We start from the raw sequence: 12,997 nt of genomic DNA on the forward strand, positions 1-12,997 counted from the left end.
ACCGTTGCTGTGTAACGGTTTGTCCGGTTCCCGGGCGCACTCCGGAAGACGTTCGGCGGCCCGGTCCCCGGTTAGCGTCGGGGAAACGAACGCGGGAGGCGGCCATGGTGATGCCGATGCCGATGCCGATGCCGGGGTGGGACACCGCGGGCGCGGTGCTGCTGGTGCTCTGGGCCCTGGTGATGTGGACGGCGGTCGGCGTACTGGCCTGCGCGAACCGCGGGCCGGTGCGGCCCTGGGTCTACCGCGGCTCGCTGGCGGTGATCGGCTCCGGCGTGCTCGGGCAGCTCGGGCACGTCCAGGAGCACGTCGCCCAGGCCGGGTACTGGCTCGGCCACCCGAACGGCCCGGCCTGGATGACGCCGTGGGGCACCGGCCTGGCGAACGGCCTGCAGCAGGTCCTGCCCGGCCGGCCCGCGTTCGGGATGGAGCTGCTGCACTTGACCGGCAACTTCCTCTTCCTGGCCGGCCTGGCGGGCGTCATGGTGATCACCCGCCGGGCCACGGGCACCCGCACTCGCCGCTGGGCGAAGACGGGCGTCTGGATGCAGGGCCTGCACGGGCTGGAACACCTGGTCCTCACCCTGTCGGTCGCGTCCGGTGCGCCCCGGGCGATCGGGCTGTCCACGTTCTTCGGTCTTGTGGACCCGGGCCCGGGGCTGACCACCTACCGCGTCTGGTGGCACTTCACCGCGAACGTGCTGGGCTCGATCATCTTCGGGCTCGCGCTGTACCACCTGTGGCGCGAGCGCCGGGAGGTCCGCGCCGGCTTCGTGCTCCGGCCGCTGCCGTCGGTCACCGGGCGGGCGGCGTGACGCAGGTCAGCGTCGGCACCGCCCAGTCGGCGTGGTCCTGCCCGTTGCCGTCGCCGCCGTCGGCGACCACCAGGTCGAGCACCTGGGCCCCGGTGACGTCGACGTCGACCGGCACCCCCGGCTGCCCGCCCCGGACCACCGGGGTCGTGACGCGGGTGACGCCGTCCACCACGACGCTGAAGCTCACGCTGCCGCCGGTGCCGGTTTCGCCGTCGACGCCCGCCGAAGCCGTCAGGCGGGTGCACGCCCCGGCCAGGTAGAGCTGGACGTCGCTCGCCGCGTGGACGCCGAGGCCCGTGGCGTAGGCGACGCCGCCGATGGTCATCGGCTTGCCGTCGCCCGCGCTCGCCTCGCCGTTGCTCGTGTCGCGCTCGACCGGGCCCCAGCCGTTCGTGGCGGTGAGGAACGACAGCGAACCCACCGCGACCTGCCCGGCGGGTGGCGCCGGGGGCACCGCCCCCACGATCCGTTCGCCGGTGACCGAGCCCGCGCGTCCCGCCTGCCGGTAGGCCACCGCGACCTTCAGCGCGGCCGTGTCCACAGTGGAGGGAGGGGTCACGGTCCAGGTGAACGTGGCCGGGTTCCCGCCGTCGATCCGCGGGACCGACGGCGGCGACGCGGCGCTCACCGTCCACCCGGCCGGGGCGGTGAGCACCGGCTTGACGTCGAAGGCGGGAGGTGCGCCCGCGGGCACCCGCACCGTCGCCGACGCGGTGAACGGCTGCCCGCCCGAGGCCGTGTCCGGCGCGGTGAGCGACACCCCGGCCGTGGGCGACGGCGGCATCGCGTACCGCACGGGGTCGTAGCCCGGCGACGCGTTCTGCCGGACGGTCAGCGGCGAACGGTAGCTGCCGTAGTTCGTCCAGGCGATCTTGCCGAGGCCGCCGGTGCTGCCGTCGAGGTTCCACACCGCGACGGCGATGGTGTTGCGGCCTCCTCCGTTCAGGATGCCGTTGGGGATCGGGAAGCTGTGCTGTGGCCCGAGGTAGTTGACGTACTGGCCGAGCTGCCAGCCGTTGACGAAGAGCAGCGCGCGGTACTGCCGCGCCGGGTCGTCGGTGATGGTCAGGCCGAGCGAAGTGTCCTGGCCGCGTGGCAGATCCAGATCCGCGGTGGTCCGGTACCAGGAGACGCCGGGGGTCGTGTCCTGCGCCGGGAGCGAGGCCGGAGCCCAGCCGCGGTCCGGGAAGCCGGGCAGCGACCAGCCCGCGCGCTCGCCGTAGAGACCGCCCGTGTTGAGCGGCCCGCGGACCGGGTCCAGCCCGGTCTCGCCGCCGCGGACACCCTGCAGCCGCCAGGTCACCGACGTCAGCGGCGTTCCGGTGAGCCGGGCCGCGGTGAGCCCGCGCGCGGCCTTGTTCCCGTTGGCGGCGCCGTAGTCCTCCTCGTGACCCATGTTGACGGTCAGCACGGAGAGCTCGTTGTCGCCCGGCTTCAGCGCACCGGCCGGGAAGCCGAAGGTGTGCTGCGGGCTGGTCGAGCTGCCGAGGAAGACGCCGTTGAGCCACGCCGAGAACGCGCCCGCCGGGCCGCCGCTCTGGCTTGAAAGGGCGATCCCGGTCTGCTTCCCGTCGCCGGTGAAGTGGCCGCGGTACCAGGTGTTGCCGGTGTGGAAGCCGTAGTCGTCGGCGAAGAGCACCGGTTTTGCTCCCAGCGCCGTCGAGCTGTTGGTGGTTTCCTTGTCCGCCACCGGCCAAGCCGAGTCGTCGAAGCCCGGCCGGCTCTCCGGGGACTCCTCCTGGTGCTTCCAGCCGGTCAACGCGGGCAGCGTCACGGCTTTCGCAACCGGGGCGGTCCCGGTGAGGCTGCCGCTGGGCGTCGGCTTCACCGGCACCCGGGATCCGTTCCACAGCACCGCCTTCGCCGTGCCGAAGACCTCGAACGCGCCGTCGGTGCCGGTGTCGCCGGTCAGCGAGAGCAGCCCGTACCGGTCGGTCGCGGTCCGCACCAGGTGGGTGCCGCGGACCAGCACCGGGCCGGCCGCGGTGTCCTGGCGCCAGAACGTGGCCGCCGTCGCCTTGTCCGCGAGCAGCAGGAGCAGCGGCCGCGCGCCGGGGGCGGTGACGAGGACCCGGGTCAGGCCGTGGTGGGTGTAGTTCAGCCGCAGGTCGCCGCGCGCGGCGTCCCACGTGCTCGTCGCGGCGCCGTCGAGGACCTGCACGGACGGCTGCTGCGCGAACCGCAGGACGGTCTCCCCCGGCCCGCCCTGGTCGCCGTAGAGCACGGCGACGTCACGGTGGCCGATGGCCGCGGTCGTCATGATCTCCGACGTCGAGTACTGCATCCGCGTCGCGCCGAGGTCGTAACCGGCGACGAGGATCTTCGACTGGCGGCCGTTCAGCGTGATGCCGGTGCCGGGCTGCTGCGGCACGACCGGGTAGTAGTCGGAGCTGCCGGACAGCAGGTCGACGGCGTCCACCACGACGAACGCCCCGGTGGCCTTCGCGTTCTTCTGCCCGGTGACGGCGATCTTCAGCGTGTGCGGCCCGGCGGGCAGGCCGCGCACCTCGTAACCGGCGGTCTGGTTCTGCTTGCCGGCCGCGTAGAGGTCGACCGAGGTCACCTTCACGTCGTCGAGGTAGACGTCGGCGATGCCGTGGCTCGGGTCCTTCGACGTCACCCACCGGATCCCGGTCCCGGTGAACGGGACGTTCACGCTGTCGCCGGTGACGTCCGAGAACGACTCGGTGTGCTGGTAGTCGCCGCCGGTGTAGTTCACCTCGGGGCCGACGTGGCTCCAGGTGCCGGTGTAGCCGACCTCGGCCGCGCGGTCGTCGTAGGTGTAACCGGCGTGCGCGGCGAGGTCGAGCGCGACACTCGTGGTGTTCGTGGCGGTGGACGTCGAGTCGCTGTGGCGCAGGGTGTGGAACTGGGTGCGGGTGTCGGGGTTGATCCGGGCGGTGTCGGTGAGCGCCGGATCGGTCAGCGGCGCGCCCGCGAGCCCGTCGGTCTTCGTCAGCGGGGCGACGGACTGGGTGAAGTAGCCGATCAGCTTGTCTTCGGCGTACTTCGGGTCGAACTGGCGGCCCTCGGTGATCGCCGCGCCGTAGTCGTAGGAGGTGTAGTTCTGCGGGATCGCGCTCCAGCCCCAGGAAGTGCCGCCGTGGAGCATGTAGAAGCTCTGACCGGTGGCGCCGACCGCGATGTTCTGCTTGTAGAAGACGTTCGCGAACTGGTCGTTGATCAGCTGGGCGCACTTCTCGTAGCCCGGCCCACCCCACGGGTCGAAGGCGCCGCCCTGGAACTCCGCGGTGATCAGCGGCTTGCCGGGGACGTGGTCGTAGCTGATGTCCGGCACGCCGTTCCACTTCGCCGGGTTCGAGCAGTCGAAGCCCTGCGGGTAGGAGTCCGCGGCGTCGACGTCGAGCGCGGCGTCCCCGGCGTTGAAGGTGCCGTTGTTGTTGCCGACCAGCGGGACGGTGATGCCGTCGGCGCGCGCCTTGTCCTCCAGGTGCCGCAGGTAGGCGCGGCCGTCGGCGTTGCCGTTGTAGTACTCGTTTTCGACCTGGTAGGCCAGCACGCTGCCGGTGCCGTTCGTGAGCTGGTGGCGGGCGATGATGCGGTCGATCTGCGTCTGCCACTCGTCGGAGTACCGCAGGTAGACCGGGTCGGCGCTGCGGGTGTGGCCGGGTGTGGTGGACAGCCAGGTCGGGAAGCCGCCGCCGTCGACCTCGGCGTTGATGTACGGCCCGGGCCGCGCGATGACGTAGAGCCCGGCCTGCTGCGCCAGGTCGAGGAGCTTGTCGAGGTCCCGGATGCCGGTGAAGTCGTAGACGCCCTGCTTCGGCGAGTGGTAGCCCCAGTCGAAGTAGAGCGACGTCGTGTTGAAGCCGGCCGCCTTCATCTTCTGGAAGATGTCGAGCCACAGGTCGGGGCTCGGCAGCCGGTAGGAGTGGAACTCCCCTGACCACAGGTAGGTCCGGTTCCCGTCGACCAGGAACGAATAGCCGTCGTAGGTGACGCTGTGCGCCGCCGGTGCCGCGGGTGCGGCCGCCGCGGCCTGCGGGACGGCGATCCCGGCGAAGGCGAACAGGACGGAAAGCAGGACGGTGAACCACGTCCGGGAACGGCGGGCGGCGCGCATGCGGGGGCCTCCTGGAGCGGCGGGGACCACAATCGAACACGAACCTTTGCCGACCGCACAGAAGCGGTCAAGATACAACACCAGGATGGATCAGTGCGGTCGTTCTGTTAACGCTAACACCATTCCGGCGAAAGGGATTCAACGTGGGAAACCACCCCGCGGCGGAGCGTGCCGCAGTGTCGCGAATGACTCATTGGGGACCTCCCAGGTCCCGAATGAGTCATTCGCGACGCTCGCGGGCGCTCGAAAGCGGTTCGCTTCAGCGGGGTCCAGTGCTCTCCCGCACGACGAGTTCGGCAGCCACGAGGTGCCGGGCGCCGGCGTCGCCGCCCGCCATCCGGTCTTCGAGGAGCCCGAAGGTGCGGCGGCCGACCTCGATGAAGTCCTGCCGCACGGTCGTCAGCGGCGGTGTGAAGAACGCGGCTTCGGGCACGTCGTCGAACCCGGCGACGTGGACGTCCTCCGGCACCCGGATGCCGGCCTCGGTGAACGCCCGCAGCAGGCCCAGCGCCATCTGGTCGTTGGCCGAGAAGACCGCCTTGAGCCCGCGCTTGCCGACCAGCGTCCGGCCGGCCTCGTAGCCCGAGCGCGGGCTCCAGTCGCCCCGCACCACCGCCGGCACGCGCAGGCCGCGGCCCTCCAGGGTCTCGCGCCAGGCGCGTTCCCGGTCGCGGGCCTCCAGCCAGTCCTCCGGCCCGGCCAGGTGCCAGACCGTCCGGTGCCCCAGGGACAGCAGGTGCTCGGTGACCCGGCGCGCGCCGTCGTACTGGTCGACCGAGATCACCGGCACCGGCGCCGACTCCCCGCCGCCGACGGCCACCAGCGGGATGTCCGCCGGCGCTCCCGCGAGCGCGCGCCCGGCCGTGACGTGCGGGGCGATCACGACAATCCCCTCGACCGCCTGGCGCCGCAGGCTCTCCACCGCGTCCCCGATCGACGTCCGGCCCGGCCGGGTCACGCTGCAGATCGCGACGCCGTACCCGGCTTCGCGGGCCGCGTTCTCGATGCCGTACAGGGTGCTCGCCGGCCCGTAGAGGTTGGACTCGAGCGCGACCACGCCGAGCGTGCCCGACCGGCCGGTCACCAGCGCCCGCGCGGCGGTGTTGGGCCGGTACCCGAGCTTCTGCACCGCGGCGAGGACCCGCTCGCGGGTTTCCGGGCGCACCGGTCCGCTCTCGTTGACCACGCGCGAGACGGTCATGTGCGAAACGCCCGCCATGCCGGCGACGTCGGCCAGGCTCGGCTGCCGCGGCCCCGGCGGAGACGTCCTCGTCTGCTCCCCCGGCTTCGCCCGGTCCACCACCCTGGCCCCCTTCGTCTCACGCCCTGTCCCCACGGACGAGACGGTACCGCCGAACCGGGGCTTTCCGGACGCCCCGCGCCGCGTCAGGACCACCCGAGCGGACCAGAGAGCGCTTTCACGACCGTGGTGACGCACTGGGTGGCGCTCGGCCGGCTCGCGACGGCCGGCTGGGCGGTGAGCACGACGTACCGGCGGCCGACCACCCCGCCGGTGGGCACGGTGCGGTCCGGGTCGCGGCAGGACCGGCCCTGTTCCACCGGCCGGCCGGTGGCCGCTGACACCCGTGCCGGGCCTCCCCATCGGCGGCGCCTCGCGGACCTCGTGCCCGGGAAGCTCAGCGAGATGGTGCACGACCGCGAGGCCGGCCGGACGCCACCTACCCGGCCGCGTCGCTGGTCAAGCTGCTCATCGCGCTCGAAGCGCTGTGGCAGGACGAGCCGGCGGGGGTCGTCGCGGAGATGCTCCCGGACAGCGGCGACGGGGGTGCCGTCGTCGCCGTGGTGGCCACGCTCGTCGTCAAGGACAGCGGGGCCGGGGGCAGCGGCCCGGCCCCGGCGGGCCCCGGCGGCCGTACCGCCGCGGCCGCCGCCAGCACCGCCGCCACCGCACCGGCACACGTCCCGGCGAGCAGCTTGGCGTTCCTTCTGCGCATACCGGCTGTTGTCCGCAGGGCGCCCGGCCGTTCCCGCGATGTGGTGTGCGTCTCAACCGGACGGGTGGACGGGGACGCGGGTGGCGGCCCGCGACAACCAGTACCGTGACCAGAATCGTCGAACGGCTGGACCGGCCCGACCTCGCCGCGCGGGATCCGCAAGAGATCTTCGCGCGGCTCTTCGACGAGTACGCCCCTCCCCTGCGCGGTTACCTCGCGGGCCGGGTGGGCGTGCACGTCGCCGACGACCTCGTGGCGGAGACGTTCGTCGTCGCGCTGCGAAGACGGGCGAGCTACGACCCGCAGAAGGCGCCGGTCCGCGGCTGGCTGTACGGGATCGCCACCAACTTGCTGCGCAACCACGTGCGCCAGGAGGTGCGCGGGCTCCAGCTGACCGCGAAGGCGGGTGCCGGGGACCGCCCGGCCGAAAACCACGACACGACGGTCGCCGGCCGGGTCGACGCGGCGGCGCGGCTGCGCGTGCTCGCCGCCGAACTCGCCGCACTGTCCGAACAGGACCGCGACGTCCTGCTGCTCACGTCCTGGGCCGGTCTCGAACCGGCCGAAGTCGCCGAGGCGCTCGGCGTGCCCGCGAGCACCGTGCGCTCGCGCCTGCACCGCGTGCGCCACCGGCTCCAGGCCCTGCTCGTCCCCACCGAGGAGAACCACTGATGAACGAGCTCGACGAGAGCCTCGAGCTGCTCCACCGCGAAGCCCGCACCGCGCCGGCCGACCTGTCGGCCGCCCGCGCGAAGCTGCTGGCCGAACTCGACGCCGAGCCGGCGGTCGTCCCGCTGCGCCCGAAGCGCCTGCGCCGGTTCGCCCTGCCGGTCGCGGCGGCGGTGGCCGGGGTGGTCGCGGTGACCGCCGTCGTCGTCCAGCAGCGCCCCGCGCGCCCGGTCGCAACGCCGCCGGCGGGGACCACCACGCCGGTCCCGACGGCCGCCGCCCCCGACGTCCGGCTGATGTCGGCGGTCCAGGTGCTGACCCGGGCCGCGGACCTCACCGTCGGCGCCGCCGACCAGCCCGTCGGGCCGGGGCAGTTCCGGTACGTCGCCGAGCACACGTGGGTGCAGCGCGGCGTCCAGACCGGCGACGGCACCGGCTACACGTACCTGTGGGAGCAAGAGGTCGACCGCTGGATCCCGGCGGACGAGCACGACGTCTGGCAGGAGACCCGCAAGATCCTGAGCACCGGGAAGTTCCTCGGCGGGTCGGTGCCGCAGGCACAGGCGCCCGAGCCGGAGATCACGAAGACGGACCAAGGTCAGTGGCAGGGCCGCTGCGGCGACTTCTTCCCGAAGTCCAAGCCGGCGAAGAAGTGCGGCGACGCGAGCGACTGGGACAGCCCGGCGTTCTACGCGGCGCTGCCCCACGACCCGGCGGCGCTGTACGCGAAGCTGCAGCAGCTGACGAAGGGCCGCGGCTCGACGCCGTCGGTGATGTTCCACTTCGGCATCGAGATCCTCCGGGCGGGCCGGATGCCGGCGCCGCTGCGGGCGCAGTGGTACCGGGCCCTGGCGAAGATCCCGGGCATCACGGTCCTGGCGGCGGAGGCGAACCTCGACGGCCGCACCGGCGTCGCCCTCGGTCTCGACGACCGCCACGAGATCCGCCAGCTGATCATCGACCCGGTGACGGGCGGGTTCATCGGCGAGCGCACGATCGCGGGGGCGGAGCCCGAGAACCCGTGGATCAAGCCGGGCACGGAACTCGGCGCGAGCGCGATCACCACCACGGTGGTCGCCCGGCTCGGCGAAGTCCCGCCGAAGTAGCGCCACCGGTCCCGAGCGCCCCAATGTGGCGTTGGTTGCTCCATCCATGCCCCCACCACCACCCTCAACGGAGGCGCTCCGCGCCGCAGTGCCGATTGAACGCACCCGATGTGGCGTTCGGTGCGTCCAACGCACCGAACGCCACATTGGGCTTTTTTCATCCTGGTTTGTGCTGGTCGGGGTGGTTGGTGGGGTGTGTTAACGGTCAGGTTCTGGTGGTGGGGGCGGTATCGCGGACGCTTTGCTCGTGTTGGGTTAGGACGAGCAAGGCCCGCAGCAGGGTGGTGGCGTGGCGGGGGTGGCAGCGGAGTTTGGTGATGATCCGCCAGGCTTTGAGGGCGGCGAAGCCGCCCTCGACCGCGCACCGCATCGCGCTGAAGGCCGCGTTGGCTTGCTTCTGCGCCTTGGTCAGCGGCCGTTTCGTCTCGGCCTTGTAGGGGGTCAGCACGACCTGCTCACAAGGGCCGCCGCAGCCTGGGCAGTCCCGGGTTTGGCGGAGGTCTTTGTGCCAGCCGTGGAAGCCTTTGTCTGCGGCTGGGGTCAGCTGATGCTGGTGGAGCCGCTCCCGCAGCCCCAGCCGGCGGGCAGCGGTGATATCGGCGGTTTTACCGGGCAACGCCGCCGAGACCCACAGCAGCCGGCCGTCCTCACCGGTGAGGGCCAGCACGACCAAGCCGTGTTGTTTGTGTTTGCCGCTGTAGTGGGCCCGGTTGGCCTTGCCGGTGCGGCGGCGGGTCCGGATCAACGTCCCGTCCACCAGCACCACCGCCGCGCCGCGTGCGGCCAGCCGCCGCAGGACCCGGCCCAGCCGGGATGCGCGGGCGGCGAGCAACGCGATGACCTCCAGTACCCAACGCCGCACTGTGCTGGCCGAGACCCCGTTGCCGCCACCGATGTCGGCCAGCCGCTGGTCGTGGCGCAGCACCGCCAGCACGACCAGTGCCTGCTCGGCGGGACTGGCTTTGCGCCACCGGGACCGCAGTCGTGCGCGGTGGGCCCGGATCAGGTCGGCGACCATCTGCAGGGTCCGGCGCGACAGAGGGAGGGTGACCTGGTAAGAAATGGCTTCGAAGCCCTCGGTGGGTTGTTGACTCACATCTCGATCTTGCCGAGGGCTTCACTCATGCCCGAGGACGCCACACCGTCCCACCAACACACTTCTTGTCAGACCAGCCAAACAGCCCCACCCCACCACCGTGACCAGCACAAACCACGATGAAACAACCCCAATGGGGCGCTTGAAGCGCAGCTCAGCTCAGCCAGCCGGGATGGTCGCCTCTCCGCAGCCGCCGCCACTCCCCCGCGAACGTCTCGCGCAGCTTCTCCGCCCGTCCGGCGTCCCGGGCGTGGAGCATCCCGAACGTGAAGGTGTTCTGCCCCTCGCCGTGGCCGGCGATGGTGAGGTGGCGCAGGACGTCCCGGCCGACCACGGTGTCCTGGTGCTCGCCGAGGGTGTTCTGGACGGCCTTGACGTTCTTGCGCCACGTCCGCAGCTTCTTCCCGTACACCGGCTTCACGGTGTCGGCGGCGTAACGGGCCCGCTTCGCCTTCTTGCGGACGTCGTGCAACGCCGTGCCGAGCTCTTCGCCCGCCAAGCCGTGCGCGGCCGCCTCCGCGCGGCTCAGCTTCCTGGCGGCCTTCCGCAGCGGCTTGCGCAGGCCGGTCTTCGCGGGCTTTCGCGCCTGCGCGGTCAGGGGCGGGTCCTCCAGGAGGGTGTCCAACGCGCGCAGCAGCTGCAGGTACCGCTTGCCGGTCAGGGCCGCGATCGCGCGGCTCCGCCCTTCCTCGGCTTCGCGGGCGAAGTAGCGGGTGAGGAACTGGCGCAGGGGCCCGAACACGAGCTCCGACGGCACCTCGTCCAGCTGCTCGCGCAGCCGCGCCTCGGTGACTTCGGTGTCCCTGGCCGGGGAGAGCCGGCGGCCGAGCCACTGCAGCTCGGCCGCGACGGATCCGGTCTTCTTCTCGTCGATGATGGACCCGAAGGTGCGAAGGGTGCTCCGCAGCTTCCGGATCGAGACGCGCATCTGGTGCACGGAGTCTTCGACGTCGAGCCGCACCCCGACGTCCGCGCGGCGCAACCGGGCGTAGTGCTCTCGCAGCGAGGCCAGCACGACTTCGCCCGCCGTGGGCTTCTTGCGGCTGCGGGGCGGTCCCGGGACGCGGTCGCCGATCAGGCGGCGCAGCTTCGACGGCCACGGCGCCGCCGAGGCGCCGGCCTCGGTCAGGGCGCGGTGGAACTCTTCGAGCCGCCCGGGCTCGGTCTCGGGGTCGAGTTCCAGTTCAAGCTCGCGCCACTCGTCGAGGTGCGCGGTCTCGCCGCCGGCCTCGCCGGTGACGTGGTCGTCGGTGAGGGTCGCGATGGTGCGGCCGCGAGCGTCGGCGAGGCGGTGGGCGAACCGGTCGGTGCGCAGGTGCGCGACCGGCACCAGCTTCTCCCCGAGGGTGTAGGCCCGCACCAGGCGCCGGAGCGTGCCGGGCACCTTGTGGGCGTCGCCGCCCAGCGGGAGCTGGAACTCCTGCCGTTCGTCCGCCGACACCGGCAGCTTCAGGTGCCAGCCGGCGTCGGGGCCGCCGACGCGCCGCCGGAGCGTGATGCCGCTGCGGGCCAGCCGGAACGTCTCGGTGTCGTAGTAGGACGCGTCGAGGATGTGCTCGACCGGGTCGTCCTGGGCCACGACGCCGCCGACGCCGATCAGGCGGGGGACGCCGCTGCCCGCGACGATCTCGTACTTGCGTTCGCGCTCGGTCACCGGCGACGGCGCTGCCATGGTTCGTCCTCCCTGGGGCCGGATTTGCCTGATGGGTACCCGGCGGACCCGCGGCCGACACGGGATTCGGCGCCGGAGCAGCGGGTACCCGATTGTCCCATCCCGAGCCCGGACCAGGAGAGTGCATGAACGGCAACCGACCGGACACCGACCTGACGACCGTCCTCGACGGCGACCACCGCGAACTCGACCGGCTCTGCACCGAGCTCGAACTCGGCCAGGGCAGCCCGGAGAACCGCAAGGACCTCGCCGATCACCTGATCGCGGCGCTGGTGCGGCACGCCGTCGCCGAAGAGCCCTACCTCGACGGCGACAGCGCCCTCGCCGAGGCGGACGGCCTGATGCGCCGGCTCGAGGGCGCGGGCCCGCAGGAGATCCGGTTCGAGCGCCTGCTGGGCGGGCTGATCCGGGCCGTACGGCGGCACGTCCGCGAGGAGGGGCCCGCCGCCGTGCGCGAGATCCGGCGCACCTGCTCCCCCGACCGGCAGGCGGAACTGGGACGGGAAGTCCTCGAGGTCCGGGACGCCGCGGCGACGCTCCCCCACCCGGACCTCGCCGACCGGGTGCCGCAGGCCGACCAGCTGTGGCCCGGACCGGGCTTCGTCGACCGGGCCCGTGCCGCCCTGCGCAGCCCGGCATCGGGTTGAATGGGAGGTTCGTATCCGTTCCTGAAGACAGTGAGGCTCCATGAGCGTCGGCGAAGAGGAGTGGGCCCGCGAGCGGGCCTGGTTCGGGCGGGACGGTGAATCCGCGCCGGGCCCGCTGGCGCGGCAGTTCGCCGACCTCACGCGGACCCTGCTCGACGTGACGCCGACCGTGAACGGGGTGCTCAAGCTCGTCGTGGGGGCGGCGACCGCGCTCGTCCCGGACGCCGACCTGGTCAGCGTCACCCTGCGGGACGTCGACGGCACGTTCCACACGCCGGTCGAAACGGGCCCGGTCGCTTCGCGGCTCGACCAGGTGCAGTACGACCACGGCGAAGGCCCGTGCGTGGAGTCGGCCCGCCCGGACGGCCCGGCCGTGGGCTGGTCCCAGGACCTGGGGAGCGACCCGCGCTGGCCTGCGTTCGGTCCGGCCGCCGCCCGCCACGGCTACCACTCGGTGCTGGCCACCGCCCTGCTCCCGGACGCCCGCCCGCCCCGGCTCTCCGGGGCGCTCAACATCTACTCGCACGCCCGGGGCGCGTTCGACGCCCGGGCGATCGACGTCGCGCTGCTGCTGGCCACCCACGCGTCCCTCGCGCTGGCCCACACCGAAGCCGTGGCCTCGGCCGAGCTGGAGGCGGCGCACCTGCGCCGGGCGGTCGACAGCCGTGACGTCATCGGCCAGGCGAAGGGCATCTTGATGCAGCGCCGCGGCATCACCGCCGACGAGGCCTTCGACGTGCTGCGCCGCGCGTCGCAGGACCTCAACGTCAAGCTCGCCGATCTCGCGAAGGCCCTCGCCTCGCGGCACACCGAGGTGGAGCTGCCGGCTGCGGAGGCCTGACCGCGAACAGGCCGGTGGCGGCACTCTCCCGGGAGAGTACTCGTTTTCGACCTGGTAGGCCAGCACGCTGCCGGTGCCGTTCGTGAGCTGGTGGCGGGCGATGATGCGGTCG

The 12,997-nt window shown here is 72.5% G+C and carries 11 protein-coding genes; 5 read left to right on the top strand and 6 right to left on the bottom strand.

Translation table 11 applies throughout. From position 1 onward, the window contains the following. The first annotated feature begins 104 nt into the window (after window positions 1-104). Window positions 105-815, top strand: coding sequence for a DUF6008 family protein (locus tag Q5425_RS13775; protein WP_308672592.1), 711 nt, complete (start codon window positions 105-107; stop codon window positions 813-815). Here the strand turns inward: Q5425_RS13775 and Q5425_RS13780 are convergent. From Q5425_RS13780 to Q5425_RS13795, 4 genes are all read right to left on the bottom strand, one after another. Beyond that, complete coding sequence (locus tag Q5425_RS13780) at window positions 796-4,899, bottom strand: beta-galactosidase (RefSeq protein ID WP_308672593.1); 4,104 nt, start codon at window positions 4,897-4,899, stop codon at window positions 796-798. The two genes, Q5425_RS13775 and Q5425_RS13780, sit on opposite strands and share 20 nt — an antisense overlap. A gap of 259 nt (window positions 4,900-5,158) precedes the next feature. Further along, window positions 5,159-6,202, bottom strand: coding sequence for a LacI family DNA-binding transcriptional regulator (locus Q5425_RS13785; RefSeq protein WP_308672604.1), 1,044 nt, complete (start codon window positions 6,200-6,202; stop codon window positions 5,159-5,161). Between the two features lie 83 nt (window positions 6,203-6,285). Continuing rightward, a complete protein-coding gene (locus tag Q5425_RS13790) occupies window positions 6,286-6,483 on the bottom strand; it encodes a hypothetical protein (RefSeq protein ID WP_308672594.1) in 198 nt (65 codons plus the stop codon). A 95-nt stretch (window positions 6,484-6,578) separates the two neighbouring features. Further along, window positions 6,579-6,854, bottom strand: a complete 276-nt coding sequence (locus tag Q5425_RS13795; RefSeq protein ID WP_308672595.1) for a hypothetical protein — start codon at window positions 6,852-6,854, stop codon at window positions 6,579-6,581. Between the two features lie 105 nt (window positions 6,855-6,959). On the opposite strand from Q5425_RS13795, the gene Q5425_RS13800 reads away from it, so the two are divergent. Together Q5425_RS13800 and Q5425_RS13805 are read left to right on the top strand one after the other, a co-directional pair. After that, window positions 6,960-7,526 carry an RNA polymerase sigma factor gene (locus Q5425_RS13800; protein WP_308672596.1) on the top strand — a complete coding sequence of 189 codons (567 nt, stop codon included), beginning with the start codon at window positions 6,960-6,962 and terminating at the stop codon, window positions 7,524-7,526. Continuing rightward, window positions 7,526-8,629 carry a CU044_5270 family protein gene (locus Q5425_RS13805; protein WP_308672597.1) on the top strand — a complete coding sequence of 368 codons (1,104 nt, stop codon included), beginning with the start codon at window positions 7,526-7,528 and terminating at the stop codon, window positions 8,627-8,629. Before Q5425_RS13800 ends, Q5425_RS13805 begins: the two co-directional genes overlap by 1 nt. Window positions 8,630-8,834: 205 nt before the next feature. Here Q5425_RS13805 and Q5425_RS13810 read toward each other — a convergent pair whose 3' ends face one another. Further along, a complete protein-coding gene (locus Q5425_RS13810; protein ID WP_308672598.1) occupies window positions 8,835-9,725 on the bottom strand; it encodes a transposase family protein in 891 nt (296 codons plus the stop codon). 154 nt (window positions 9,726-9,879) lie between these two features. Then, window positions 9,880-11,397, bottom strand: a complete 1,518-nt coding sequence (locus Q5425_RS13815; protein WP_308672599.1) for a CYTH and CHAD domain-containing protein — start codon at window positions 11,395-11,397, stop codon at window positions 9,880-9,882. Window positions 11,398-11,522: 125 nt separating this feature from the next. On the opposite strand from Q5425_RS13815, the gene Q5425_RS13820 reads away from it, so the two are divergent. Together Q5425_RS13820 and Q5425_RS13825 are read left to right on the top strand one after the other, a co-directional pair. Further along, window positions 11,523-12,044 (top strand): hemerythrin domain-containing protein, encoded by a 522-nt coding sequence (locus Q5425_RS13820; protein WP_308672600.1) that lies wholly within the window; start codon window positions 11,523-11,525, stop codon window positions 12,042-12,044. A gap of 40 nt (window positions 12,045-12,084) precedes the next feature. After that, entirely contained in the window at window positions 12,085-12,885 is an 801-nt protein-coding gene (locus Q5425_RS13825) for a GAF and ANTAR domain-containing protein (RefSeq protein ID WP_308672601.1), read from the top strand. The last annotated feature ends 112 nt before the right edge of the window (window positions 12,886-12,997 follow it).

This window comes from Amycolatopsis sp. A133, assembly GCF_031082405.1.
In the GTDB taxonomy this organism is placed as follows: Bacteria; Actinomycetota; Actinomycetes; order Mycobacteriales; family Pseudonocardiaceae; genus Amycolatopsis.

What these genes read in the sequence shown, in the direction of transcription:
- Q5425_RS13775 (WP_308672592.1), top strand. Translation starts at nt 105, where the DNA reads ATGGTGATGCCGATGCCGATGCCGATGCCGGGGTGGGACACCGCGGGC.
- Q5425_RS13780 (WP_308672593.1), bottom strand. Translation starts at nt 4,899, where the DNA reads ATGCGCGCCGCCCGCCGTTCCCGGACGTGGTTCACCGTCCTGCTTTCC.
- Q5425_RS13795 (WP_308672595.1), bottom strand. Translation starts at nt 6,854, where the DNA reads ATGCGCAGAAGGAACGCCAAGCTGCTCGCCGGGACGTGTGCCGGTGCG.
- Q5425_RS13805 (WP_308672597.1), top strand. Translation starts at nt 7,526, where the DNA reads ATGAACGAGCTCGACGAGAGCCTCGAGCTGCTCCACCGCGAAGCCCGC.
- Q5425_RS13815 (WP_308672599.1), bottom strand. Translation starts at nt 11,397, where the DNA reads ATGGCAGCGCCGTCGCCGGTGACCGAGCGCGAACGCAAGTACGAGATC.
- Q5425_RS13820 (WP_308672600.1), top strand. Translation starts at nt 11,523, where the DNA reads ATGAACGGCAACCGACCGGACACCGACCTGACGACCGTCCTCGACGGC.
- Q5425_RS13825 (WP_308672601.1), top strand. Translation starts at nt 12,085, where the DNA reads ATGAGCGTCGGCGAAGAGGAGTGGGCCCGCGAGCGGGCCTGGTTCGGG.